This is a genomic window from Bisgaardia hudsonensis, from assembly GCF_004345785.1.
Lineage (GTDB): Bacteria > Pseudomonadota > Gammaproteobacteria > Enterobacterales > Pasteurellaceae > Bisgaardia > Bisgaardia hudsonensis.
In genome coordinates, this window is sequence record NZ_SLXI01000003.1 from 150,721 (window position 1) to 176,688 (window position 25,968).

Here is a 25,968-nt window from a genome sequence, read left to right on the forward strand (position 1 = left end):
TATAAAAAATGTATAAATTATTTCACACGAGAAACATATTCGCCTGAGCGAGTATCAACTTTGATGACTTCGCCGATTTGTACAAATAAAGGTACACGAACAACTGCACCTGTGCTTAATGTTGCTGGTTTACCACCTGTACCTGCGGTATCCCCTTTCACACCTGGATCAGTGTCAACAATTTCTAATTCTACGAAGTTTGGTGGGGTGATTGCGATAGGGCTACCATTCCATAGGGTTACGATACAATCAGCTTGGTCTAATAACCATTTTTCTGCATCGCCAACCGCTTTTTGATCCGCTGAATATTGCTCAAATGTTTCTGGGTGCATAAAATAGAAGAATGCGTCATCTTTGTATGAGTAAGTTAAATTTAAATCCATTACATCAGCTGCTTCAACAGAAGTCCCTGATTTAAAGTTTACATCTAATACTTTACCGGAAATTAATTTACGAATACGAGTACGAGTAAAAGCTTGACCTTTTCCAGGTTTAACAAATTCATTTTCAACAATAACGCAAGGCTCGCCGTCTTGCATAAATTTTAGACCCGGTTTGAAATCACTGGTAGTATATGTAGCCATATTATCCTCAAATAATAAAAGAGATTGTTTTAAAAGTGAGTATTTTAACCCAAAACCTCCCCATTAGAGAAGAACAAAATTGGACAGATTATCTTGCCAATGCAATTTCTGATCCAAAACAATTACTTAATGTCCTTAAATTACCTATTGCTCCCTTTGAGCAAGCAATTCAAGCTCGTAAATTATTTGCGATGCGTGTACCGATGCCTTTTGTGGAAAAAATGGAAAAAGGTAACGCTAACGATCCCCTATTCTTACAAGTAATGACCTTACAAGAAGAATTTTTATTACGAGAAGGTTTTACCAAAGATCCGCTACAAGAACAGCATACCCCTGCTCCAAATATTTTGCATAAATATCATAATCGTCTGTTATTTATGATTAAAAACAGTTGTGCCATTAATTGTCGTTATTGCTTTCGCCGCCACTTTCCTTATGCTGAAAATAAAGGAAATAAAGAGAATTGGAAGCAAGCATTAGACTATATTGCTCAACATAGCGAAATTGAGGAAGTAATATTTTCTGGTGGTGATCCTTTAATGGCAAAAGATAATGAGTTGGCTTGGTTATTAAAATCCTTAGAAAATATACCGCACTTACAACGCTTAAGAATTCACAGTCGTTTGCCGATTGTTATTCCACAAAGGATAACGGAACAATTATGTTCACTTTTTAATGATTCACGCTTTCAAGTTATCTTGGTTACGCATATTAATCACCCAAATGAAATTGATGATAAACTAGCAATGGCAATGAAAAAATTAAAAAATGCGAATGTAACCTTATTAAATCAATCTGTGATGTTAAAAGCAATCAATGATAATGCTCAAGTGCTTAAAAATTTAAGTGATAAATTATTTACGATTGGTATTTTGCCCTATTATTTGCATTTATTTGATAAAGTTGAGGGGGCAAGCCATTTTTATATTGAAGATGATCAGGCGATAAAAATTTACAAAGAATTACAAAGTATCACTTCTGGTTATCTCGTGCCGAAATTAGCTAGAGAAATCGCTGGCGAAAAGAATAAAACTTTATATTCGGCATAGGAAAAAATAGAAATATCCTTTAGAATAGGGATGATTATTGTCGCACTTTTTTAAAGTGTTTATTTTTTAAAATAGAAAAATTTAAGGTATCAACGTGACAACAGAACATAACAATTTAGAAAATAAATTAAAAATACAGTCAGAGCAAAATACAGCTGAAAATACACAACCAAAACAAAATGAACTTGATCTTGAGTTTAGCCAAATGGACCCTGTTATTCCTAAAAAACCAATTGCTGAAAGTACCTCTATTTTAAACAAAGCAAAAAATATGGTTTCAGCTTTTGGTAAAAAAGACAATCAACATTCGACTACGCAAGAAGAAGCGGTTGCACCAGTATCTGCTAATATGCAAGAAACCAGTAATCAAAATATAATTGAAAGCGAAAACATCGAAAAACCAATGACTCAAAACTTAAAAAATCCAGAAAAATGGGCAGTGTTACAAATGTTGCCAACAAAATATCGCCGAATCTTCCTTGTATTACTTTTAGCGATAATAATATTATTAATCATCTCTTGGTTAAAACCAAATAGCGATACAGTTCAATCCTTTGAACAAAAAACATCAAGAGAAATACCTACACAGTTCCAATCATTAGATGAAAATCAACCAATGGAACCAACAATTTTAGATACCTTAAATTCATCATCAAAAGAAGAGCAATCCGAGATAGCACAAGAAAATACAGCGACCTCTGAAGGCGAAAAAAACGAAGCAGAAAAAAATGAGGCGATCTCAAAAACTCACATTGATGATAGAACATCACCACAGCAAGTGGTCAATGAACCCGTACAACAGGCTCAAACAACAGATACCGCAAAAGCAGTCACTGAGCCAGTAGTAACGAATACACAAGAAAAATCACCAAAAGTAGAAGAGACAACATTATCCAATAGAGCAACAACAGTTGAAACCACAAAATCAACGCCATCAAAACAACAGCAACAAGAAATGCAAAAATTGGTGAATAAGCTGGCAAGCAATACGGCAAAACCAGTACAAGCAAGTAAAAGCAAAGCGGATACAGTAAAAAATAAGGAACAAAAATCAACTACAACAAATAACACAAAAAATTCAAAAACATTAACTATTGAAAAAGGAAAATCACTAATGCAAATTTTCCGTGAAAATAATCTAAATATTTCAGATGTGAATGCGATGACAAAAGCAAAAGGTGCAAATAATATACTAAATAGCTTTAAGTCAGGTGATAACGTTAAAGTTTCCGTCAATAGTCAAGGACGTGTTTCTGAATTAACACTTCAAAATGGTGCACGTTTTATTAGACAAAACGACGGTACTTATACGCTGAAAAAATAAGATCATATAAAAATATCTTATTATGGGAAAAGGGTTTATGTTTAAAAAAATAGTGTTTGTTATTTTTTGTATTATGTTGAATGCTTGTAGTCAACAAATGGTATCCAATATAGTCCAAAAATCTGATAATACCTTAAGCAAAGTGAATGATGTAGATAACTACAACAAAAAACGGTTGCAACAAACCGCAATCCGTTATCTTTGCAAAGATAATAAAGATATAAAAATAACAAAAATTATTAAAAATGAAAAAACAAAATTAAAATCAATTTCCCTGACCTTTAATGGACGAACTCAAAAATTGATACAGAACATTTCAGAAGTTGGTAAAACTTATACCAATATTCATTGGCATTGGTATGAAAGAAGTAATTACAGTGTATTGAGTACCTCTGTTGGCGATATTTTAGCAGAGAACTGTATTCGACAAGAATAGATATTGAAAATGATATAAAAAGCCCATTTATTATTAACAAATAAATGGGCTTTTTCTTGAATAATACTAGTAAAAATTACAATCGCTCTTTTTCACCACCAAAATCATCTAACAAATTTTCTGTTAATTTGGACAACGTAGCTGTCATCAAAATAAAATCGGCATCAAAACGTTGAGCATAATCTTCTTTCAAAATATCATCATTTTTTTCACGAATTTCATCAGCAAACTTAAGGCGTTTTAAGGTGCAATCTTCATTCAATAGAAAAGTAAGATTTTCTTCCCATTCTAATGCTAATTGGCTAACATATTTTCCCGCATTCAATAAAGACAAAACTTCTTCTGCTTCAAGATCTTGTTTCTTACAGCGAATAACAGCGGCATCATTACTCCCTTTTAATTCAGCCTCTTCACCTATAATTAACCATTGTGGTGCATTATCATTAGCTATCCAATCACTCATTACTGTTATAGGCTCATTGGCAAACATAAGAGGAACAACGGGCAAAGATCCTAAGGATTTCCTTAACAATGCTAAGCAATCTTCTGCTCGTTTAGCAGAAGCCGCATCAATATAAATAAGCTGTTGCTCTGTATCAATCCACATCGCCGTTTGTTGACTTTTACTAAAGGCTCGCGGTAATAAAACAGAAATCACATCATCTTTTAATGCTTGCTTTTCAATTTTTTTTAGTTTTCTATTTTCTTTTTCTTCTAATTCATTAATTCTTTGCTCTAATTCACGTTTGATTACTTGAGCAGGTAAAATTTTATCTTCTTTTTGTGCAACAAGTAAAATTTGTTTAGCCACAGAAAAATGCAATAATTCTGATTCTCTTAATGGATTGATCCACCCAAATTTGCTCATTTCCGATTGCTGACAAGGAACAAATTCACAAGATAATAGTTGCTCTTGTAATTTATCATTTGACCAATCTAATTCTTTTGTCAAACGATAAATCATTGCGTTTTTAAACCAAAACATAGTAGATCCTTATTGTGATTCAGGTAAAATATAACATTAATAATTCATCGTTATTGTAACGTAATTTGAGAGAAAATAATGCAACATAAATTAATTACTTTTATTGGTGGCGGAAATATGGCACAAGCTATTGTTTTTGGCTTGCTGAATAAAGGCTATCCCGCAGAGAAAATTACGGTTTGTGATCCTAATCAACAAAAACGTGATTTATTTTCACAAAAAAGGGTTAATGTTTCCAATGATAATATGACCAGCGTTCAATCTGCGGAAGTAGTGCTATTCGCCGTTAAACCACAAGTATTAACTGATGTTTGTCAGCCATTTACTGAAAAAAGTGAGATTGATTTTTCAAATAAATTAGTCATTTCTATTGCAGCAGGTATTTCTGTTGCAAGAATACAAGCCTTGTTGCCAACAGCAAAAAATATTATAAGAATAATGCCAAATACTCCAGCACTTGTTTCTCAAGGTATGGCTGGATTATATGCTCCCGAAAATGTTACTGATAAATTTAAATATTTCGCAGAAAGTTTATTAAATGCGGTAGGAAAAACTTGTTGGGTTGATAACGAACAGGATATGCACAGCATTACCGCTGGTTCTGGTAGCAGTCCTGCTTACTTTTTCTTATTTATGGAGGCTATGCAACAAGCACTTGTTGAAATGAATATTGATAAAAGTACCGCACGTTTACTGGTACAACAATCTGCACTAGGTGCAGCTCAAATGGTTAAAGAAAATCCTAATGTTTCAATTAGCCAGTTACGTGAAAATGTTACCTCTAAAGGTGGAACAACCGCTGCAGCATTAGCGATATTTAATCAACAAAATTTACAAGAAATGGTTCGCTCAGCAATGAGTGCCTGTGTACAACGTTCTCAAGAAATGGAAAAAGATCTTTAATGAAACTTTCACCTTTTAATTGGCTTGCGATAAGCTTCTTTGGTTATTATTGTAGCTTTGGCGTTTTTATGCCACTCTTTCCTGTATGGCTAAAATCACAATCCTACCCAGAAGAAACGATTGGTTTAATTTTTGCCTCTTCCTATTTGTTCCGTTTTATTGGTGGAATATTTTTCTCATCGTTAATTAAACGAGCCTCACAACTACTAAGTTCATTACGCTATCTTGCTTGGGCAAGCTGTTTCACAATGGTAGCCATTAGCCTTTTTGCTGAAAACTTTTGGCTACTTTGTATTGGTATTTGGATTTTTTCTATGCTCAATGCAGCTGGTACCCCTTTAGGCGATGCCTTAGCAAACACGTGGCAACAACAAATTTCATTAGACTATGGCAGAGTACGCTTAATCGGCTCCATTGCCTTTGTAGTCGGAGTAAGCGTTTTTGGTTACTTAACAGGGATTATTGGTAAAGAATATATTAGCTGGATTATTGCTGTGCTTTTATTGATTTATTCAATCGCTCAAATGACTTCGCCAAGTATCTTACCACTAGATCCACCAGAAAGTGCGGATCAAAAATCAATAACTTTTAAAGCATTATTAAAAAATAATTTAACAATCAAGCTATTAATTGCAATTTCATTAATTCAAGGATCTCACGCTGTTTATTATACTTACAGTATTATTTATTGGGAAAAAGTCGGCATTCCAGTAGAAATGACCAGTTTGTTATGGGGATTAAGTGTTGTTGCTGAAGTGGTCTTTTTCTTTTTTTCTACCAAGCTATTTAAGCATTGGCAAATAACAGGATTACTTTATTTAGCTGCTATCGCCACAAGTTTACGCTGGGGATTATTTACTTATGCTCAAGAGATCTGGTTTATCATTATTATCCAAATAATGCACTGTTTAACCTTTGCTTTAAGCCATTATACAATGATTCGTTATATTTCTACGCAACCCCTATCTCATATTGCTAAATTACAAGGTTTATACAGTGCAATCGCAGGATCAGCCTCAATCGCATTATTAACGATTGTTGCAAGTAAAATATACCCAATTTCAGCCTATTATGCATTTATGACGATGTCAGCATTAGCATTATTTGCGATCATTTTCATTCCTAAGCAAATTAAAACAACGGTCATTAGGCAAATAAATTATGAAGGATAATGTGCTTATTGATTTGTTCTTAAATGAACTTTGGTTAGAAAAAGGATTATCAGAAAATACTATTCAATCTTATCGTTTAGATTTAACAACAGTATCAAATTGGTTATTAACCAAGAAGTTAACTTTTGAAACCTTAGATACTGTTGATTTACAAACTTTTCTAGGAGAACGTTTAGAACAAGGATATAAAGCAAGTAGCTCAGCAAGAATGTTAAGTACTTTACGACATTTTTTTCAATATTTGTACAGAGAAAATTATTGTAAAGATGATCCTAGTGCAGCATTAAGCTCCCCAAAATTACCAAGTAGGTTGCCTAAATATTTAACTGAACAACAAGTCAATGCACTACTGAATACGCCAAATGTAGAAGATCCTTTAGAGTTACGAGATAAAGCGATGCTCGAACTACTTTATGCCACAGGTTTGCGAGTAACTGAACTGGTATCACTAACCATTGATAGCTTTAATATAAACCAAGGTGTCATTCGAGTTATCGGCAAGGGAAATAAAGAGCGTATTGTGCCAATAGGAGAAGAAGCAACTTATTGGCTACGTCAATTTATTCTCTATGGACGCCCTGTATTATTAAATGGACAGAGTTCTGATGTGGTATTTCCAAGTCGTCGAGGCAATCAAATGACTAGACAAACATTTTGGCATAGAGTGAAACATTATGCCATTCTTGCTGAAATTGATAGTAATGCTCTCTCTCCTCACGTATTACGCCATGCCTTTGCTACCCACTTAGTTAATCACGGTGCCGATCTTCGAGTCGTTCAAATGCTACTAGGACACAGCGACCTTTCTACTACTCAAATTTATACTCATGTAGCAAAAGAACGATTAAAATTATTACATGAAAAGTATCATCCGAGAGGATAAATACTGTTGGAATTGACACAAAAAATAACCCCTAAATTACTTTAGGGGTTGAATTTTTTTATAACTTTATGCTTATTTCAAACAATCAATATAGCTATCAGCCATTGATTGTAAGAACTTAACATAAGAATGTTTACCTAATCGAATATTTGTTCCCAACGGATCTAAACGGCCAACTTTAACTCCCGTTGCTTGACTTAGGGATTCAATTACTTTAGGCGTAAATTGTGGTTCAGCAAATAAACATTGTACCTTATGTTCTTCGATCTCTTCTTTGATATGAGCAATGGTCTTTGCTCCAGGTGGTGTTAATGGATTAATTGTGAAATATCCCACTTGTTTTAAACCATAGGCATTATTGAAATAGCCATAAGCATCGTGGAATACATAGAAACCTTTATCATTAACCTTTGCTAGCTCTTTTTTAAGTTTCGCATTTTTCTTATCTAAAGTACGCTTGAATTCAGTTAAATTTTTCTCAATGCGTTCTTTTTTATTTGGATATAACACGGTTAATTTTTTAGCAATATCTTTTGCCACTAAGGTACTAATATCTGCAGAAGTCCAAATATGCCAGTTAATGCCATGATGGTCATGCCCTTCATGCTCATGTTCTTCATGTTTCGCACCATGTTCGTGGTCATGATCGTGCTCTTCGTGTTTTGCACCATGTTCGTGGTCATGGTCATGCTCTTCGTGTTTTGCACCATGTTCATGATCATGTTCCTCATGTTTTGCACCATGTTCGTGGTCATGGTCATGCTCTTCGTGTTTTGCACCATGTTCATGATCATGTTCCTCATGTTTTGCACCATGTTCGTGGTCATGGTCTTCTTCCATACCTTCACCATGATGATGGTGGTGGTGATGTCCTTTAATTAACATACTATCGTCAATATCAGATATTTTAGAAATAGTTACTAGTTTTTCTGACGAAACATTGTTATCTAATGTTGAATCCAAAAACATATCCACATCTTCACCAATCCAAACCACTAATTCTGCTGACTTTATTTTTTGAATATCTGATGGTTTCAAGCTGTAATCATGTGGGGAAGCACCTTCAGGAACCAATATTTGTGTATCAGTTACGCCATCAGCAATCGCAGCACTAATAAAACCTAGTGGCTTAATCGATGTCAAAACAGAGGCACTCGCTCCAGCAGATAATGAAAGAATGGCTGTCGCAATAGCAGCCTTTTTAAAATTTATTTTTGAAATCATAATTTACTCCCAATTAATAATTCTCAAGAAAAGTCGTAATAGATTATACCCATTAAAATAAAAATTCTAGATTTTATTCAATACAAATCTATTCTAATTCTCTTTTTTAAGTAACTTATCGATAACTCTGGACACGGCAAAAAAGCCAAAAGTAGCTGTAATCATTGTTGCAGCGCCAAATCCATTGGCACAATTCATTGTTGCGGAAATATTACAATCCCCTTGTATTTTAGGAAAAATCAATGGTTGAGTAGAAAACACACAATCAATACCAAATTTACGTTTAATATTTTGACTAAAATGGTATTCTTTACGCAAAATAGACCGCACTTTAGCGGCTAAAGGATCTTGTATCGTCTTACTTAAATCCGTAATTTTAATTTGACTCGGATCTGTCTGCCCGCCAGCACCACCTACCATAATGATCTTTATTTTATTTCTTTTACAATACGCAATTAACGCTGCCTTTGTTCTGACATTATCAATAGCATCAATAACATAATCATAACTATCTGTAATGTACTGACTAATATTCTCTGGTGAAATAAAATCATCAATGATCTGAACATTGCATTCTGGATTAATTAAAGCGACTCGCTCCTGCATTGCTTCCGTTTTAAGCTTGCCGATATTACCACTGAGAGAATGAATTTGGCGATTAATATTCGTAACACAAATATCATCCATATCAATCATTGTAATATTACCAATTCCTGAGCGAGCAAGAGCTTCAACAACCCAAGATCCTACGCCACCAATACCAATTACACAAATATGAGATTGTCTTAAAATATCAAGCTCAAGAGAACCGTATAAACGACCGATTCCCCCAAAACGCTGTTCATAATTATCAATACGTTCCATTATTTTAATAACCACACTCTACCATAATGTTTAGATAATCCTGCTATATGCCCTGCTTCATCACCTATTCCTCGATAAAGGTCAAAATGATGCCCATTTACTGCACCACCTACATCTAACGCAATCATTAAATGTAATTGATGTTCTCCTGTCCAATTTCCTTGATTATCCATTTGTGGTACTTCAACCAATACGATTGAGCCAGAAGGAATAACATTTTTATCCGCCGCAATCGCTGCCATAGGAATAAGAGGAACACCTGCCGCCCCTCTTACTTTCCCTTTTGGATCATTTTTAAAGAAAACATAAGAAGGATTACGTTCTAATAACCCTTGTAAACGAGATGGATTTGCTTTTGCCCATTCTTTAATTGCTTGAATCGACATTTTTTCTTTAGGTATTTCGCCATCTTCCACCAACAAGCGACCAACAGAAACATAACTTTGCCCATTTTGTCCCGCATAAGCAAAATAATTCAAATGACCATCTCCAAAATCAACATAACCACTACCTTGTACGCCAAGCAGAAAATTATCTATCATTGAATCACTATATGCTAATTCTAATCCTTGTCCTTTTAATGCTCCTGCATAAATCTGTGCTCGGCTATAACGTTTATGACGTGGCATAGCATAAATAGGTTGATTATATCGTCTATCAGGGAATCTTTTAGCATGAATAACAGGAGAATAATATCCCGTCATTAATACATTTTGATAGCCATCATATCCTTTCATAACATTTGGCTGAATGCCATAATTCACTAACTCATTAACATTGGCACCAGATAACACCCAATTAGTAATTTTGCTATAAGTGTGTGAAAATCTGTTTGTCAAACGACTCGAATATTGTTGAACATTTGAAAGTTGTGTTAAAAAATCACCTTGATTTATTACCGCACTTTGATTTTCCACATCATTAACGAGTAAAAAATCCTGAGTTTGATAACTCCGTCCTGCAAACTTAGCACCAAAATTTTCAGTACCACTAGATTGAGAACTAGTTTTTTTTATATCAGATGAGCAAGAAGTAAAGAGTAAACTAAACACCAGAACCACGAAGTTAATTATTGATATTCTTTTCGTCAAAAAATGCATTATTGATTCCTAAATAAACCACTTAAAATTAAAGGAACCTAAACTAACAAAAAAAATCATAAATATATAGTACTTTTTATGAAAATTAGTTAAATGAATAAAAGAAAATACACCCCAAATAGAATTAACACATAAAACACAAATAAAGGATAAAAAAATAGCATAACGGTCAATTTTATAACAAACAACTTTTTTTATTATTTTTTTACTTGCATAAATTATTAATACGAGTATAGTGTGCAACTCACAGACGCGGGGTGGAGCAGCTTGGTAGCTCGTCGGGCTCATAACCCGAAGGTCGTTGGTTCAAATCCAGCCCCCGCAACCAGATTTTATAAATCCCTAATTGAGAATATCAGTTAGGGATTTTTTATAGGTAAAACCTCTAGCTCTTTTAAAATAAAAAAATAGCATAATTCATTTATCTGATTATGCTATTTTAGTATCCTTATAAAATTTAGCTTAGAATATTATCTAACTCTTGGCTCACTTCTTCGACTTTTTTCGTTCCATCTAAACGGAAATATTTTGTATTACCTTGCTTAGCTTCAGCTTGATAGTAATCAACCAAAGGTTTTGTTGTATTATGATAAACTTTTAAACGATCTAGTACTGTTTCAGGCTTATCGTCTGCACGAATAATCAGATCTTCACCTGTAACATCATCTTTACCTTCCACTTTTGGTGGATTATAAACCACATGATAAGTACGTCCTGAAGGTTGATGTACACGACGCCCACTCATACGTTCAACAATGACTTCATCAGGTACATCAAATTCAAGCACATAATCAATATCAATACCAACTGCTTTTAATGCGTCAGCTTGCGGAATTGTACGAGGGAAACCATCAAGTAAAAAACCATTTTCACAATCGTATTGCGCCACACGATTTTTAACTAATGCAATAATTAAATCATCTGGTACAAGTTGCCCTGCGTCCATTAATGTTTTTGCTTGTTTACCTAAATCAGTACCAGCTTTAATCGCAGTACGAAGCATATCACCTGTTGAGATTTGGGGAATACCAAACTTATTCATAATAAACTGAGCTTGTGTACCTTTTCCTGCACCTGGTGCGCCTAAAAGAATAATTTTCATTTTTACCTCTAAATTAAATAAAAAACTAAATAAAATAATAAAAAACCGCAATACAATACCTTGATTAATATACAAATTCAAGTAGCGTATTTTTAAATGTGATATCTATAAATGATTTACATCTCTTTTCTACTGTTTTTTCTCATTCCAAGGGGCAATCCAAAATAAACATAACATACCCGGAATTGCAAGAAAGAAACAGAACCAAAAATAATCATAATAACCAAAAGATTTTATCAATACGCCAGCCTGACTATTCACTGTTGCTCTTGGCAAAGCAGATAGACTCGTAAATAAGGCTAATTGTGTTGCGGTATAAAGTGGATTAGTTTCCCTTGCCATAAATGCAACAAAAGCGGCGGTACCTAAACCAACCCCCACATATTCTCCAGCAACCACAATCCCTAGTGCAAATAATTCAAAAATATCGACTTCAGTAAAAGGACCAAGGTGTGCTAACCAAGCAAATCCTAAAATAGTTACCATTTGTACCACACCAAATAGCCATAATGCACGATTAATCCCTATTTTTAACATAATAATGCCACCCAATATGCTTGCCACTAACATAGGCCATAAGGAAGCATTTTTGGCAACTAAACCAATTTGTGTGGTACTAAATCCCATATCAAGATAAAACGGAGAAATCAGTGCCGTTGCCATACTATCCCCTAATTTATAAAGGAAAATAAAAGCTAAAATACCGATTGCCGACCAAGCTCCTTTTCGTCCAAAAAACTCTTTAAAAGGCTCTACCACATTTTCTTTTAAAGTTCGATGTTTACTTAAATCAATAGGCGGTTCTTTACTTAAAAACAAAGTCATTAAAATCCCCGGCAACATAAAAAGTGCGGTAATAATAAAGACAGTTTTCCAAGGGAGATGATCTGCTAAAATTAATGATAACGATCCTGGTATCAGTCCAGCAACACGATAAGCATTAACGTGAATCGAGTTTCCTAAACCTAATTCATTATCTGACAAAATTTCTCGACGATAAGCATCTAAAACAATGTCTTGGCTAGCAGAGAAAAATGAGGTTAATGTGGCAATACCAGCGATAATCGTCAACCCGAATTCACTTTTTGGATCTAAAAAACCAAAAGAAGCGAGTGAAACAATAAGTAATAATTGGGTGATCAGCATCCAACCACGTCGTCTGCCTAAAAAAGGTGGAATAAATCGGTCTAATAATGGAGACCACAAAAATTTCCAAGTAAAAGGTAAAGTAACCAACGTAAAATATCCTAAGGTTTTTAAATCTACAGATTCTTTACGTAACCAAAGTGGCAATAAAGATACAATAATATAAAGTGGTAAACCTGAGCTGAATCCTGTAAATATACAAATCAGCATATTTCGACTAAAAATTTGTTGATATAGCGATGTTTTTTGTTCCATAAAGCACCGTCACTTATTTTCATAAAACAGATGATGAGAGTATAGAACTTTTTTTACATTAGGTTAAGTTAAAATTGCTTAAGCAAACGTTTACTATTAACAGAAATCAGGTAGAATAACGCCGTTTTTCCTATCATATATAAGGTCTATTATGTCTTTAGAAAATCTTTTCGAAATTACAAAACGTAATTCAAATATTAAACAAGAAATTATTGCAGGGCTAACCACCTTTTTAGCAATGGTTTATTCTGTTATCGTTGTACCTAATATGTTAAGTGCAGCAGGATTTCCGCCAGAAAGTGTCTTTATTGCTACTTGCTTAGTATCAGGAATTGGTTCTATTCTTATCGGATTGTGGGCAAATGCCCCAATGGCTATTGGTTGTGCTATTTCATTAACCGCATTTACTGCATTTAGCTTAGTGCTTGGACAACAAGTCAGTATTCCAGTAGCACTCGGTGCAGTTTTCTTGATGGGGGTTGTATTTACCTTAATTTCTGCAACGGGTATTCGTTCTTGGATTTTACGCAATTTACCTGCCAGTATTGCACATGGAGCAGGAATTGGTATCGGTCTATTCTTACTATTAATTGCCGCTCATGGTGTCGGTATCATAGTAGGCAACCAAGCAGGACTACCTGTAAAACTTGGTGATTTCGCTTCATTCCCTGTCCTAATGTCCTTAATCGGTTTAGCCTTTATTATTGGTTTAGAAAAAATGCAAATCAAAGGCGGAATTTTATGGGTAATTATAGCAATTACGATTATTGGTTTAATTTTTGATCCGAAGGTCACCTTCTCTGGTGAAATTTTTAAAATGCCTACCTTTGGTGAACAATCTTTATTCTTAGAATTAGATATTATGGGTGCATTACAACCAGCTATTTTACCTGTTGTTTTTGCCTTGGTAATGACTGCAATCTTTGACGCAACGGGAACTATTCGAGCGGTTGCCGGGCAAGCTAATTTATTAGATAAAGATGGGCAAATTATTAACGGTGGTAAAGCGCTTTCTTCTGATTCAATGAGCAGTATTTTTTCTGGAATACTAGGTACAGCTCCAGCGGCTGTTTATATTGAATCGGCAGCAGGCACTGCCGCAGGTGGTAAAACAGGGATTACCGCAATAGTGGTAGGAATATTATTTTTATTTATGCTATTTTTCCAACCATTAGCAACCCTAGTACCGAGTTATGCAACGGCTCCCGCATTAATGTATGTTGGTTTATTAATGCTAAGTAATGTGAGTAAATTAGACTTTAACGACTTTGTAGGTGCAATGAGTGGCTTAATTTGCGCCGTATTTATTGTCTTAACGGCTAATATCGTTACAGGTATAATGCTTGGCTTTGCTACATTAGTTATCGGTCGTGTTGTTAGCGGCGAAGCGAAAAAATTAAATATTGGAACAGTATTAATTGCGGTTGCATTAGTTGCTTTCTATATTGGTGGCTGGGCAATTTAATCGCTTATCTCTTCTAAAATAAAGGTTTAGTTTTTACAACTAAACCTTTATTTTTACCTTATTCAACGGGCTTTACTACAGTTCCTTTCAATAATTTCCTTATCCAACTGCGATTCGCACTTAAACTATGGATAATATCTTCACTTAAAGGCAAAGGTTCATTATAAATTAATGAAGCTAAAACTTCGCCTAGCAATGGTGCAGAAGTTAAACCACGAGAGCCTAATGCACCAGTTAAATAAAGGTTAGTAAAATGACTTGCATTTCTTATGGTTTGTTTACGACGACGTAAATTAAAAATATTTTTATAATCAACAACTTGCTCATTAAAATTTGGAACATTACCAACCATTGGAATACGATCTCTAACGGTACAACGAATACCCATTCTTGCTTGATTTTCTGAAGTATCAATTTCATTGACCCAATCTACCCCAGTTAAATTTTTTTGTATTTTTTGTTGATTTTCTTGTTGCTCTTGTAAACTAAATTCTCGAGTATCATTATCTCTAATATGGCTTGCTCCGATACAATGTGTGTTTTTATCTATATCGACAGGTGTTAAATAGCCATCATAACAAACAACTGTTTTCAGTTTTTGTAATGTTTCCGATGTGGGAATATGGCTCACTTGACCACGAACCGAGCATAAAGGAAGCTGGTTGGTTTGTGCAAAATCCTTTAATTTATGTCCATTTGCTAATACAACAATCTGATGAGCAAATAGCTCTCCTTTTGCATTAGTCAGATACCATTGATCATTTTCATCTTGTGAAAGTGCGGTAATATTTTGAAAAGTTTTTAAAATTACACCGCACTTTTCTAAATAGCTAAAGGCATTTTGTACAAATTGACGTGGAGCTAACCAAGCACCATTAGGAATAAAACCCCCACCACAAGGTAAAGGCAAACCCACTACATCGCTAAGCCCTTGTTTATTTAATTCTTGGTATAAACTTGAACTCCAATGATAGTCAGCTATTTTTTGTAATTTTTTCGCACTTCTTTCGTCATAAGCACACAAAGCTACACCACAAAATTTATGGTCAAACTGGATACCTTGTTTAATCGCCCAATGTAATTGTTGTAGTCCATAGGCAAAAGCGTGTACATAAAAACGAATATTTTTTTCATCATCATCACTTAATTGAGGATAAAATGCCCCTTGTTTATTGCCTGAAGCATTCAAGGCGGGCTGTTCATCTTCACAGTAAATTGTTACTTTTGCTCCACGATTAACTAAAGAAATAGCAGTAAATAAGGAAGCAATCCCTCCGCCAATAATCGCAATATCAGCTTGTTTCGTTAATTTAGCAGATTGTGGTAGATACCAAGGTGTTTTAATATCTAAAGGTTGTTCCTGTAACTTAATCCCTTGCAAACATTCTCTTTTTTTACCGTAGCCTTTTCGTTTAGTTACTGTAAAACCGACAGATTCAAGTCCTTTTCTGACAGCACTTGCCGCCGTGAATGTTGCAAATGAACCTTGTTGTTTTGTATAACGATAAACATATTCGTATAGTTTATCATTCCACATTTCAGGATTTTTGCTCGGTGCAAAGCCATCTAAGAACCAAACATCAATTTTATTTTGCATATAATCCCCTAATTGCGGTAGATTATCTGCTACATCGCCAAACCAAAGATCCAATGTTGTTTCTTCAAAATGAATACGATAGCAACCCACAATAGGATCAAGCCAATTTTCTTGCAGCTGGCTTGCTATTGATGAAAATTCTGGATACGCTAAATGTGCTTGTTTTAGTTGTGCTAAAGCTAACGGATATTTTTCAAAAGAAAGAAAAAACAAACGTTTTAATGGTGAATTAGGGTATTCTTTTCTAAATTGACGAAATAACTGAATAGTAGCAAAAAAATTTAATCCTGTTCCAAATCCTGTTTCAGCAATCACAAAATGACTAGCTTGAAATTCAGTCCAACGTTTCCAAAGATGATTACCTTCGATAAAAACATATTGTGTTTCCTGTAAACCATCTGTATTAGAAAAATAAATATCATCAAACGCTTCTGATACTGGTGTATTTTCTTGATTAAAATAAACTTTTGCTGAAGTAATATTTAACATAGTATTTAGATATTTGTTGAAAGGATTAACTTTGTTATAATGATAGCCCAAAATTTGGTATTGGTCGAACCTTCTAATAAATACTTGCAATATTTTCGTTTCGTAGTAATTTAACGACCAATTAATTTCAAAACTCATAAGGAATAATCAATGAAAAGAGCGGTGATTACTGGCTTTGGTGTCATATCAAGTATAGGTAACAATAAAGAAGAAGTGTTATCTTCATTAAAAACAGGTAAATCAGGTATTGAAATTGTCCCTAGTTTCGTTGAGATCGGTATGCGTAGCCAAATTGCAGGTACTATAAAATTAAACCCCGCCGAACATATTGATCGCAAAGTATATCGTTTTATGGGCGATAGTGCCGCTTATGCTTATCTCGCAATGAAAGAAGCCATTGAAGATTCTGGCTTAGCAGAAGACCAAGTTTCAAATGATCGTACAGGACTTGTTGTTGGCGCAGGAACAGGTTCAGCTCATAGCCAAGTAGTTGCTTGCGATGCTATTCGTGGACCAAGAGGCGTAAAAGCGGCAGGTCCTTATGCTGTAACCAAAACAATGGCTTCCAGTGTGTCAGCTTGTTTAGCCACGCCTTATAAAATTCGTGGTGTAAATTATAGTATCAGTTCAGCTTGTGCTACATCAGCACATTGTATTGGACATGCTGTAGAATTAATTCAATTAGGTAAACAAGATGTTGTTTTTGCCGGTGGTGCTGAAGAACTTTCTTGGGAATGTGCTGCTGAGTTTGACGCAATGGGTGCTGTGTCCACAAAATATAATGATACCCCTGAAAAAGCATCTCGTGCTTATGATGCAAATCGTGATGGTTTTGTTATTGCGGGCGGTGGTGCAATCGTTGTAGTTGAAGAATTAGAACACGCTTTAGCTCGTGGAGCAAAAATCTATGCAGAAATCGTTGGCTATGGTGCAACATCAGATGGTTATGATATGGTGGCTCCAAGTGGTGAAGGTGCACAACGCTGTATGAAACAAGCTCTTGCTACTGTTGATACACCAATTGATTATATTAACGTTCATGGTACTTCTACACCAGTTGGTGATGTAAAAGAATTAGAAGCCATTCGAGCAGTATTTGGAGATAATATACCCGCTATCTCATCAACAAAATCAATGACGGGCCATTCTTTAGGGGCCGCTGGTGCTCACGAAGCCATTTACTCATTACTTATGCTAGATAATGATTTTATCGCACCAAGTATTAACATTGAAACTCTTGATGAAAAAGCTGAAGGAATGAATGTAGTAACAGAAACCAGAGAAAATGCGGGATTAAATACAGTTATGTCAAACAGCTTCGGCTTTGGTGGCACTAACGCCGCATTAGTTTTCAGACGTTATAGTAAATAATTAAACTTTTCGTCTAAAAAATAAAGCCTATTAATTTAAAAATTTAATAGGCTTTTTCATTTACATAATTCCAATAAAAGAGAGTAACAATAATTGCTACTCTCAATGGTATAAAGTCAATTATGCATAAACAGGAAGACGTTTACAGATTTCTAATACTTTTACTTTTGTACTTTCTATCACTTTGTCTTCATTTTCAGTACCAATACTGTCTAATACATCACACATCCAACCAGCTAATGTCGCCACATCTTGCTCATTAAAACCACGACGAGTAACTGATGGCGTACCAACACGGATACCTGAAGTAACAAATGGTTTTTGTGGATCATTTGGCACAGAATTTTTATTTACAGTAATATTTGCACGACCAAGAGCGGCATCCGCTGCTTTACCTGTAATATTATGGCTAATTAAATCAACTAGGAATAAATGATTTTCAGTACCATTGGACACTATTTTATAACCACGTTGTTTAAATATTTCAACCATTGCTTTTGCATTTTTTACAACGTTTGCTTGGTAAGTTTTAAACTCTGGCTCTAGTGCTTCTTTAAAACAAACGGCTTTTGCTGCAATAACGTGAACCAATGGACCACCTTGACCAGCTGGGAATACTGCACTATTTAACTTTTTATAAAGTTCTTCATCACCATTGGCAAGGATTAAACCACCACGAGGACCAGCTAATGTTTTGTGAGTTGTTGTTGTTACAACATGAGCATAAGGCATTGGACTTGGATACACACCAGCCGCAATCAATCCTGCAACGTGGGCCATATCTACAAATAAATAAGCACCTACTTCATCTGCGATTTCGCGCATTTTAGCCCAATCAACTACTTGAGAATAAGCTGAGAAACCACCAACGATCATTTTTGGTTTTACTTCAAGTGCTTGCTTACGTAATGCCTCATAATCAATCACACCTTCAGCAGTAATACCATATTGTTCTGCATGATAAATTTTTCCTGAAAAACTCACAGAAGCGCCATGAGTTAAATGCCCACCATGAGCAAGGCTCATTCCCAAAATAGTATCACCTGGATTTAACAATGCCATATATACCGCTGCATTTGCTTGTGAGCCAGAATGTGGTTGCACATTTGCATAATCTGCGCCAAATAATTCTTTCGCACGATCAATCGCTAATTGCTCAACGATATCAGCATATTCACAGCCGCCATAATAACGCTTACCCGGATATCCCTCCGCATATTTGTTAGTAAACTGTGATCCTTGAGCTTGCATTACTCTTGGACTTGCATAGTTTTCAGAAGCGATTAATTCGATATGCTCTTCTTGACGGCGATTTTCGTCTTGAATAGCTTGCCATAATACTGGATCATAATCTGCAATATTCATCGATCTTTTTAACATTGTGTTTTCCTCATTAGTGATAGAAATAAACCTGTATTTTATCCTGTTATAACATAATTTTTAATTAAAATATCTTACCATTTTCGAGTTAGCTAATTATTTAACTAACTCTCTTGCTACTGCTCGATAACCAATATCTCGACGGTAAAAACGACCAGTCCATTGAATTTGTTCAGCTAATTTTAATGCTTTTTGTTGTGCTTCAAAAACAGAATTTCCTAAAGCAGTAGCACATAATACTCGTCCACCATTAGTTACTAATTTTCCATTTTTCTCAGCTACACCAGCTAAAAATACTTTTTCATCAGCAACCTCCTCTGTTGGCAACCCAGTGATCTCATCAGCTTTACGATAATCATCAGGATAACCTTCAGCGGCTAACACAATGCCTAATGCTGCTTTTGAATCCCATTCAGATTTAACTTGATCCAATTTACCTTCACAAGCCTTTAAGCATAGTTCTACTAAATCAGATTTCATACGCATCATAATTGGTTGCGTTTCAGGATCACCAAAACGGCAGTTAAACTCTATCACTTTTGGCTGACCATTTGGCATAATCATTAAACCAGCATACAAGAAACCTTTATAAGGATTATCTTCAGAAGCCATACCTTGAACAGTCGGGTAAATCACTTCATCCATAATGCGTTGGTGAATATCAGGAGTTACGACTGGTGCTGGAGAATAAGCTCCCATTCCACCTGTATTCAAGCCTTTGTCTTGTTCACCCACTCGTTTATGATCTTGACTGGTTGCCATTGGTTCGACATTTTTACCATCAACCATCACAATAAAACTAGCTTCTTCACCATCTAAAAATTCTTCTACAACCACGCGATGCCCAGCTTCACCAAAAGCATTTCCCGCTAACATATCTTTAATTGCATTTTCTGCTTCTGCTATTGTCATCGCAACGATAACGCCTTTACCTGCGGCAAGTCCATCTGCTTTAATAACAATAGGCGCCCCTTTTTCTCTCACATAAGCTAAAGCTGGTTCTATTTCAGTAAAATTTTGATATTCTGCAGTAGGAATATTATGACGAGCAAGGAAATCCTTAGTAAATGCTTTAGAGCCTTCTAATTGTGCCGCTGCTTGACGAGGTCCGAAAATAGTCAATCCTTCTTTTTCAAAGGCATCTACAACACCAATAACTAATGGTGCTTCAGGACCAACAATCGTTAATCCAATATCATGATCTTTAGCAAATTTCACTAAAGCGGGGACATCTGTTACAGAAATATCCACATTTTGTACCGCACTTTCTGTAATAGTACCTGCATTACCTGGTGCAACAAACACTTTATCTGCAAGCGGTGATTGTGCTGCTTTCCATGCTAATGCGTGCTCACGCCCACCATTACCAATAATTAAAATATTCATAAATTTTCCTTTCTATTAAAATAAACTATTTTCTATTTGGATAAATTAACTTCATTCCGCCTTGAGGAACTAATTGCAAATAACCAGAATCACCACTCAGCACACCTGAAAGAATAGAGCCTGTCGTACAGTCGCTTATAGGTGTATCGTATCCTAATGTACTCATTAAAAATGTTGAAAGTTTATAATGAGGTGTAATTTCACACTGACTAAAAATTTGAGATATTTTTTGCTGAAATTTAGCATCCTTAGAATAAATATATAAAGGAACCAAATAATTATCTTCATCTAATGTACCTTGATTATAAAATTCTTTTTGAACATTTTGCCCATGATCAGAAGTATAAATAACAAGCCAGTCATTAGTGTTTCTTTTTTCTAAAAATCCTACAACCTTTTTAACAAATTCATCCATTTTGACAATAGTACTATCGTAATTATCTAATGCAGAGCTACCCTTAAAGAATTTTTCATTTTCTTGTAAATATTTCCCATAAGGTTGATGAGATCCTCTATGATGTAAAACAATAAAAGACGGATCAGAATTTAGCTCTAATTTTTCAAATAAAGGCAATAGAGTATCATCAGGAATAGCATCTTTATCTGAAAAACCCAAATCAGTAGGAAAAATCACTTCATCCATCCAAGCCTTTCCTAAAAAATTCATCATTACCATTTCTCGCTCAGGTTGCGCAGAATAAAATCTTGTTTTATATCCTTGCAGTTTAGCTAATTTAAAAAGATTAGTCGTACCTTTAGAAATTTGCTCCATACCATTTGGTGTAGGAATAGCATTAAAAAACATAGGTAAAGATAAAGAAGTAAACACACCACTAGCATAAGCTTGCTTAAAAATCGCATTATTGTTTAAGGAAGATTCCGTCAAAAAAGGTGTTGTTTCTCTCTCATACCCAAATTTTGCAATATGTTTAGCACTAACACTTTCTCCCATAATAAGAATAATATTTTTTATAGTAGGTTTTGCTATTATTTGAGGAGCAGTCTGTCTATACATAGGAATATTACTCGTTTGAAAAATATATTTAGGTAATAAATTTCCTACAAAATACCCAAAAGAAAGATAGTTTGATTTTATTCTAGAGTAATAAGTGTTTGGTGAAAGAAAACGCTCATGCGATGTTGTCGTATAAGAGCGAATAAATACATATCCTATACCTAATATAAATACTATATCTGCAAATATAGATTTTTTTCTCTTAAAAGTAAGCAGAGATAAAAAAACTAAAAATTCAATAATACCCCAACAGAGTACAGCAAAATTCTCAGCTAATATTGGCGTACCTGCATTAGCGACTTCAGAAAATTCTTTAAAAAATAAGAAATAATTAACACTACTCATCCAACTTTGGAAAATAGCATAATGTAAATTGTTACCTATGGTGGAAACCACAAAAAATAGTGCAATAAAACCTTGAGTTATTTTATATTTAGCAAAATAAAATAAACTAACAAAAACAAAAATAACTATAAAAGTTTCAGCAATGCTAGAAACTTTTGGTAAATTCCAAATATATCTGTAAAGAATTTCGCTAGCAGAGAAAAATAAACTATAACAAAATAAAATCAGTAAATGTTTTTTCATAAAAATACTCAAAATTAAAGTGCGGTATAATTTTACCGCACTTTTTCATTTTATATTAATGTCTAAAATGACGCATTTTTGTTAATACCATTACCATATTGTGTTCATCAGCAGCATCAATCACTTCTTGATCACGCATTGAACCACCTGGATGAATAACACATTCAATACCAACGCTTGCTGCGGCATCAATACCATCACGGAATGGGAAAAACGCATCAGATGCCATCACACAACCTTCTACTTTTAATCCTTCATCTTGTGCTTTAATGCCCGCTATCTTCGCTGAATAAACACGGCTCATTTGTCCTGCTCCGATACCAATAGTTTGATTATCTTTTGCATAAACAATCGCATTTGATTTTACAAATTTCGCTACTTTCCAGCAGAATAATAGATCTTGTAATTCTTTTTCTGTCGGTTTGCGTTTGCTGACCACTTCAAGATCTTCTAAACCAACCATACCTAAATCACATTCTTGAACTAATAACCCACCATTAACTCGTTTGAAGTCTAAGCGTTGTTGCGGTTTATCCCATTCTCCACAAACAAGCACTCGTACATTTTTCTTCGCTTTTAATAGTTCTTGTGCTTCTTCTGCAATGCTTGGTGCGATAATCACTTCGACAAACTGACGATCAATAATTGCTTGTGCCGTTTCTGCATTTAATTGGTGATTAAAGGCAATGATCCCCCCAAATGCTGAAGTAGGATCAGTTTGATAAGCACGGTTATAGGCTTCTAAAATATCTTTACCAATCGCTACGCCACAAGGATTTGCGTGTTTTACAATAACACAAGCAGGTTCATCAAAACTTTTCACGCATTCTAAAGCTGCATCCGTATCAGCGATATTATTATAAGAAAGTGCTTTTCCTTGTAATTGTTTTGCAGTAGAAACAGAGGCTTCTTTAATATTTTTTTCTACATAAAATGCTGCATTTTGATGGCTATTTTCACCGTAACGCATTTGTTGTTTACGAATAAAATTAAGATTTAATGTACGAGGGAATTGACCACATTTAGCCTGTTTATCTTCCTCTTCTGCGGTAAAATAAGGTTTAACTAACTGACCAAAATAATTTGCAATCATACTGTCATATTGTGCAGTATGTTCAAAAGCTTTAATCGCTAAATCAAAACGAGTTTCTAGAGTTAAGCTATTTTGATGTTGATCCATTTCAGCCAAAATCATATCAAAATCAGCATTATTTACCACAATAGCGACATCTTTATGATTTTTCGCCGCAGAACGCACCATTGTCGGTCCACCAATATCAATATTTTCAACGGCATCTTCTAAAGTACAATCCACTTTTGCTACAGTTTGTGCAAATGGATAGAGATTGACAACGACCATATCAATAGGCTCAATAGTATGCTGTTGCATAATCTCATCATCTGTACCACGACGACCTAAAATACCACCGTGAACTTTAGGATGAAGTGTTTTTACACGACCGTCCATCATTTCAGGAAAGCCTGTATAATCGGATACTTCTGTTACAGGTAAGCCACTGTCTGCTAATAATTTTGCAGTACCTCCAGTAGAAAGTAATTTTACACCACGACTGACTAAACCTTGTGCAAATTCTACAATACCTGCTTTATCAGAAACACTTAATAATGCCTGACGAATAGGACGATTTGATTGCATTAATAATTCCTTAATCTTAATTGATAAAAAATAGACGAATGAAAGTTGCGACATTATAACGCAAACGGTTGCTTTTATACACTATAAATCAATTCTCCACATTATAGATGTGGAGAATTTAAACAAGACTTATAAATTTACTTTTTCTTTTAGCCAATTTAAAAATTCATCTGCTGGCATAAAACCATTGATACGAGAATGGGGAATTTCATTGCCTTGTTGATCAAAAAAGATTATTGTCGGCAAACCAATCACCCCTAGCTTTTCGGTTAACTCTTTATTTTTATCACTATTTTTCGTCATATCTACTTGTAAAAGTAGTATTGATTTAAAAGCCTCTGATACCTTAGTATCAGCAAAGGTATATTTCTCAAACTCTTTACAAGCTACGCACCAGTCAGCATATAAATCTAACATTGCCACAGATTTAGGATTAGCCATTAATTTTTCCTGTAATTCGGCATAGCTGGAAACGAGCTGAAAATGAGATGATAAAACTGAAGAATTTTGTACCGCACTTTCTGATGAAATCGACCGATCACTGTGCCAAACTAAATCTTGCAATGGCTTCACAATAATTAATGCGATAACTAATAACCCTATTTTCAGTAATAAACCCCATTTTTCTGAGTTAATTTGGTAAGCAAACCACAAACAGAAAGTAACACCAAGTAAAGACCACAAAGCATTTTCCCAAATTTCAGGTATTAAGCGAGAAACTAAGAAAATAGGTAATGCTAGCATAACAAAGCCAAAAGTAACTTTAACCTTTTCCATCCACATACCTGATTTAGGTAAAACTTTATTTCCAAAAACAGTAATTAAAATCAAAGGAATACCCATTCCTAACGCTAGAAGGTATAAAGTTACCGCCCCTATAAATAAATCGCCTGTTTGTGCCACATAAAGTAATGCCCCTGAAAGTGGTGCTGAAGTACAAGGTGATGCCACTAAACCAGCGACCATTCCCATAACAAAAACCCCAAAAAAAGCACCGCTCTTTTGCTTGCTACTTAGAGCGGTCAGTTTAGTTTGCAATCCGCTCGGAAGCTGCAAGGTAAATAACCCAAACATCGAAAGCGCTAATAAAACAAAAACAATGGATAAACTAATTAATACAGGTGGGCTTTGTAAAGCGACTTGAAATGGTAAGCCAATCGCCGCTACAACTAGACCTAAAAGAGTATAAGTTAACGCCATACCTTGTACATAAGTAAAACTTAATAACAATGCTTTTAAAGTGCTAGGTCGTTGATTACCGCCAATAACCAATGCGGACAATAAAGGAAGCATAGGTAATACACAAGGAGTGAAAGCCAATCCAAGCCCTAATAAGAAAAACCAAAAAACAGCAAATTTACTTTTAAATAATAACTGACTGAGCTGATTTTGATTGTTGCTATTATCAAGTGCGGTTGTTTTTTCATCTGTTTTTATATTCGTCATAATTTCAGTTAAAGGAATCTCTTGAACAACAGGCGGATAGCAAAAACCTTCTGTACAACCTTGATAACTCACCATTAATTTCGCATTTTCATTTGCTTTAACTAAAGGAATATTTAATATTAACGCTTGACGATAGACCTCTGTTTCACCAAAAAACTCATCTTGATGTAGCTCAGCTTTCGGAAATGAAACTGTTGCTAACTGTGCATTTTCAGTATCTATTTTTATTTCTTTCTTATAAAGATAATAATTATCAGCTATTCGCCAATGTAAATTGACATATTGATCTTCTTGAATAGCAGAGAATTGAAAAGCATCCTCCGCTTTTAAAAACCGAGATGTTTTATCAAATAATCCCGCATTAACAAAAAGGCTATTTAAAATAACCACTAACAATAAAATAATTTTTTTCATATTCTCACTAATTACTTTTTTAAAATTAAACTAATATTTAAATTCTAACACAACCATCATTTCAATCATCTATAAATTATAATTAAAAACTCTATTGATAATGATTATCGTTTGTAGTATTGTATGCGTTCTT

Annotated in this window: 21 protein-coding genes and 1 tRNA gene; 9 read left to right on the forward strand and 13 right to left on the reverse strand. The window is 34.6% G+C overall.

The features are described 5' to 3' along the window. Window positions 1–17: 17 nt before the first annotated feature. Entirely contained in the window at window positions 18–584 is a 567-nt protein-coding gene (efp, locus tag EV697_RS05465; RefSeq protein WP_132023477.1) for an elongation factor P, read from the reverse strand. A gap of 35 nt (window positions 585–619) precedes the next feature. Here efp and epmB point away from each other — a divergent pair, with 35 nt between their 5' ends. The 3 genes from epmB to EV697_RS05480 all read left to right on the forward strand — a co-directional run bounded on the left by epmB (window position 620) and on the right by EV697_RS05480 (window position 3,393). Beyond that, a complete protein-coding gene (gene epmB / locus EV697_RS05470) occupies window positions 620–1,633 on the forward strand; it encodes an EF-P beta-lysylation protein EpmB (RefSeq protein WP_132023478.1) in 1,014 nt (337 codons plus the stop codon). Window positions 1,634–1,727: 94 nt separating this feature from the next. Further along, complete coding sequence (locus EV697_RS05475) at window positions 1,728–2,957, forward strand: LysM-like peptidoglycan-binding domain-containing protein (RefSeq protein ID WP_132023480.1); 1,230 nt, start codon at window positions 1,728–1,730, stop codon at window positions 2,955–2,957. Window positions 2,958–2,994: 37 nt separating this feature from the next. Continuing rightward, a complete protein-coding gene (locus tag EV697_RS05480) occupies window positions 2,995–3,393 on the forward strand; it encodes an MliC family protein (protein ID WP_165906473.1) in 399 nt (132 codons plus the stop codon). Between the two features lie 76 nt (window positions 3,394–3,469). On the opposite strand, the gene rdgC is transcribed toward EV697_RS05480, so the two are convergent. Beyond that, on the reverse strand, window positions 3,470–4,378 hold the full coding sequence (gene rdgC / locus EV697_RS05485) for a recombination-associated protein RdgC (protein WP_132023484.1): 909 nt from the start codon (window positions 4,376–4,378) through the stop codon (window positions 3,470–3,472). 78 nt (window positions 4,379–4,456) lie between these two features. Between rdgC and proC the strand changes: the two genes are divergently transcribed. From proC to xerD, 3 genes are read left to right on the forward strand one after another with little or no spacing between them, the layout of a single operon-like run. Then, window positions 4,457–5,281 (forward strand): pyrroline-5-carboxylate reductase, encoded by an 825-nt coding sequence (gene proC / locus EV697_RS05490; RefSeq protein ID WP_132023486.1) that lies wholly within the window; start codon window positions 4,457–4,459, stop codon window positions 5,279–5,281. Beyond that, window positions 5,281–6,453, forward strand: coding sequence for a 3-phenylpropionate MFS transporter (locus EV697_RS05495; RefSeq protein WP_132023488.1), 1,173 nt, complete (start codon window positions 5,281–5,283; stop codon window positions 6,451–6,453). Before proC ends, EV697_RS05495 begins: the two co-directional genes overlap by 1 nt. Further along, window positions 6,443–7,336: a site-specific tyrosine recombinase XerD gene (xerD, locus tag EV697_RS05500; RefSeq protein ID WP_132023490.1), complete on the forward strand. Its 894-nt coding sequence runs from the start codon at window positions 6,443–6,445 to the stop codon at window positions 7,334–7,336. Before EV697_RS05495 ends, xerD begins: the two co-directional genes overlap by 11 nt. 72 nt (window positions 7,337–7,408) lie before the next feature. Here xerD and znuA read toward each other — a convergent pair whose 3' ends face one another. The 3 genes from znuA to mltA all read right to left on the reverse strand — a co-directional run bounded on the left by znuA (window position 7,409) and on the right by mltA (window position 10,524). Next, window positions 7,409–8,560, reverse strand: a complete 1,152-nt coding sequence (gene znuA / locus EV697_RS05505) for a zinc ABC transporter substrate-binding protein ZnuA (RefSeq protein WP_132023492.1) — start codon at window positions 8,558–8,560, stop codon at window positions 7,409–7,411. 93 nt (window positions 8,561–8,653) lie between these two features. Continuing rightward, a complete protein-coding gene (gene tcdA / locus EV697_RS05510) occupies window positions 8,654–9,424 on the reverse strand; it encodes a tRNA cyclic N6-threonylcarbamoyladenosine(37) synthase TcdA (protein ID WP_132023494.1) in 771 nt (256 codons plus the stop codon). Further along, a complete protein-coding gene (gene mltA / locus EV697_RS05515; protein WP_132023496.1) occupies window positions 9,424–10,524 on the reverse strand; it encodes a murein transglycosylase A in 1,101 nt (366 codons plus the stop codon). The genes tcdA and mltA overlap by 1 nt, the downstream gene beginning before the upstream one ends. 251 nt (window positions 10,525–10,775) lie before the next feature. On the opposite strand from mltA, the gene EV697_RS05520 reads away from it, so the two are divergent. Further along, window positions 10,776–10,852 (forward strand) — tRNA-Met (locus EV697_RS05520). Window positions 10,853–10,981: 129 nt separating this feature from the next. On the opposite strand, the gene adk is transcribed toward EV697_RS05520, so the two are convergent. Continuing rightward, window positions 10,982–11,626: an adenylate kinase gene (gene adk / locus EV697_RS05525; protein ID WP_132023498.1), complete on the reverse strand. Its 645-nt coding sequence runs from the start codon at window positions 11,624–11,626 to the stop codon at window positions 10,982–10,984. 129 nt (window positions 11,627–11,755) lie between these two features. After that, window positions 11,756–13,027: an AmpG family muropeptide MFS transporter gene (locus tag EV697_RS05530; RefSeq protein ID WP_132023500.1), complete on the reverse strand. Its 1,272-nt coding sequence runs from the start codon at window positions 13,025–13,027 to the stop codon at window positions 11,756–11,758. Between the two features lie 151 nt (window positions 13,028–13,178). On the opposite strand from EV697_RS05530, the gene EV697_RS05535 reads away from it, so the two are divergent. Further along, a complete protein-coding gene (locus EV697_RS05535; protein WP_132023502.1) occupies window positions 13,179–14,492 on the forward strand; it encodes an NCS2 family permease in 1,314 nt (437 codons plus the stop codon). Between the two features lie 58 nt (window positions 14,493–14,550). Here the strand turns inward: EV697_RS05535 and mnmC are convergent, their stop codons facing one another. Continuing rightward, complete coding sequence (gene mnmC / locus EV697_RS05540; protein WP_132023504.1) at window positions 14,551–16,578, reverse strand: bifunctional tRNA (5-methylaminomethyl-2-thiouridine)(34)-methyltransferase MnmC2/FAD-dependent 5-carboxymethylaminomethyl-2-thiouridine(34) oxidoreductase MnmC1; 2,028 nt, start codon at window positions 16,576–16,578, stop codon at window positions 14,551–14,553. A 150-nt stretch (window positions 16,579–16,728) separates the two neighbouring features. Here mnmC and fabB point away from each other — a divergent pair, with 150 nt between their 5' ends. After that, window positions 16,729–17,949 (forward strand): beta-ketoacyl-ACP synthase I, encoded by a 1,221-nt coding sequence (fabB, locus tag EV697_RS05545; RefSeq protein WP_132023506.1) that lies wholly within the window; start codon window positions 16,729–16,731, stop codon window positions 17,947–17,949. 120 nt (window positions 17,950–18,069) lie between these two features. Here fabB and glyA read toward each other — a convergent pair whose 3' ends face one another. The 5 genes from glyA to EV697_RS05570 all read right to left on the reverse strand — a co-directional run bounded on the left by glyA (window position 18,070) and on the right by EV697_RS05570 (window position 25,835). Continuing rightward, window positions 18,070–19,329, reverse strand: a complete 1,260-nt coding sequence (gene glyA, locus EV697_RS05550; RefSeq protein WP_132023508.1) for a serine hydroxymethyltransferase — start codon at window positions 19,327–19,329, stop codon at window positions 18,070–18,072. Window positions 19,330–19,425: 96 nt separating this feature from the next. After that, the gene (purD, locus tag EV697_RS05555) at window positions 19,426–20,715 is read right to left on the reverse strand and encodes a phosphoribosylamine--glycine ligase (protein WP_132023510.1); all 1,290 of its coding nucleotides are present in this window, start codon (window positions 20,713–20,715) and stop codon (window positions 19,426–19,428) included. A 25-nt stretch (window positions 20,716–20,740) separates the two neighbouring features. Then, window positions 20,741–22,318, reverse strand: coding sequence for a phosphoethanolamine transferase (locus EV697_RS05560; protein ID WP_132023511.1), 1,578 nt, complete (start codon window positions 22,316–22,318; stop codon window positions 20,741–20,743). 55 nt (window positions 22,319–22,373) lie between these two features. Further along, window positions 22,374–23,975 carry a bifunctional phosphoribosylaminoimidazolecarboxamide formyltransferase/IMP cyclohydrolase gene (purH, locus tag EV697_RS05565; protein ID WP_132023513.1) on the reverse strand — a complete coding sequence of 534 codons (1,602 nt, stop codon included), beginning with the start codon at window positions 23,973–23,975 and terminating at the stop codon, window positions 22,374–22,376. Window positions 23,976–24,104: 129 nt separating this feature from the next. After that, window positions 24,105–25,835, reverse strand: coding sequence for a protein-disulfide reductase DsbD (locus tag EV697_RS05570; RefSeq protein ID WP_165906474.1), 1,731 nt, complete (start codon window positions 25,833–25,835; stop codon window positions 24,105–24,107). Window positions 25,836–25,968: the final 133 nt, after the last annotated feature.

Excerpts from the sequence above, each read along its gene's own strand:
- efp (WP_132023477.1), bottom strand. The coding sequence starts at position 584 with ATGGCTACATATACTACCAGTGATTTCAAACCGGGTCTAAAATTTATG.
- EV697_RS05480 (WP_165906473.1), top strand. The coding sequence starts at position 2,995 with ATGTTTAAAAAAATAGTGTTTGTTATTTTTTGTATTATGTTGAATGCT.
- rdgC (WP_132023484.1), bottom strand. The coding sequence starts at position 4,378 with ATGTTTTGGTTTAAAAACGCAATGATTTATCGTTTGACAAAAGAATTA.
- proC (WP_132023486.1), top strand. The coding sequence starts at position 4,457 with ATGCAACATAAATTAATTACTTTTATTGGTGGCGGAAATATGGCACAA.
- EV697_RS05495 (WP_132023488.1), top strand. The coding sequence starts at position 5,281 with ATGAAACTTTCACCTTTTAATTGGCTTGCGATAAGCTTCTTTGGTTAT.
- xerD (WP_132023490.1), top strand. The coding sequence starts at position 6,443 with ATGAAGGATAATGTGCTTATTGATTTGTTCTTAAATGAACTTTGGTTA.
- znuA (WP_132023492.1), bottom strand. The coding sequence starts at position 8,560 with ATGATTTCAAAAATAAATTTTAAAAAGGCTGCTATTGCGACAGCCATT.
- tcdA (WP_132023494.1), bottom strand. The coding sequence starts at position 9,424 with ATGGAACGTATTGATAATTATGAACAGCGTTTTGGGGGAATCGGTCGT.
- mltA (WP_132023496.1), bottom strand. The coding sequence starts at position 10,524 with ATGCATTTTTTGACGAAAAGAATATCAATAATTAACTTCGTGGTTCTG.
- adk (WP_132023498.1), bottom strand. The coding sequence starts at position 11,626 with ATGAAAATTATTCTTTTAGGCGCACCAGGTGCAGGAAAAGGTACACAA.
- EV697_RS05530 (WP_132023500.1), bottom strand. The coding sequence starts at position 13,027 with ATGGAACAAAAAACATCGCTATATCAACAAATTTTTAGTCGAAATATG.
- EV697_RS05535 (WP_132023502.1), top strand. The coding sequence starts at position 13,179 with ATGTCTTTAGAAAATCTTTTCGAAATTACAAAACGTAATTCAAATATT.
- mnmC (WP_132023504.1), bottom strand. The coding sequence starts at position 16,578 with ATGTTAAATATTACTTCAGCAAAAGTTTATTTTAATCAAGAAAATACA.
- fabB (WP_132023506.1), top strand. The coding sequence starts at position 16,729 with ATGAAAAGAGCGGTGATTACTGGCTTTGGTGTCATATCAAGTATAGGT.
- glyA (WP_132023508.1), bottom strand. The coding sequence starts at position 19,329 with ATGTTAAAAAGATCGATGAATATTGCAGATTATGATCCAGTATTATGG.
- purD (WP_132023510.1), bottom strand. The coding sequence starts at position 20,715 with ATGAATATTTTAATTATTGGTAATGGTGGGCGTGAGCACGCATTAGCA.
- EV697_RS05560 (WP_132023511.1), bottom strand. The coding sequence starts at position 22,318 with ATGAAAAAACATTTACTGATTTTATTTTGTTATAGTTTATTTTTCTCT.
- purH (WP_132023513.1), bottom strand. The coding sequence starts at position 23,975 with ATGCAATCAAATCGTCCTATTCGTCAGGCATTATTAAGTGTTTCTGAT.
- EV697_RS05570 (WP_165906474.1), bottom strand. The coding sequence starts at position 25,835 with ATGAAAAAAATTATTTTATTGTTAGTGGTTATTTTAAATAGCCTTTTT.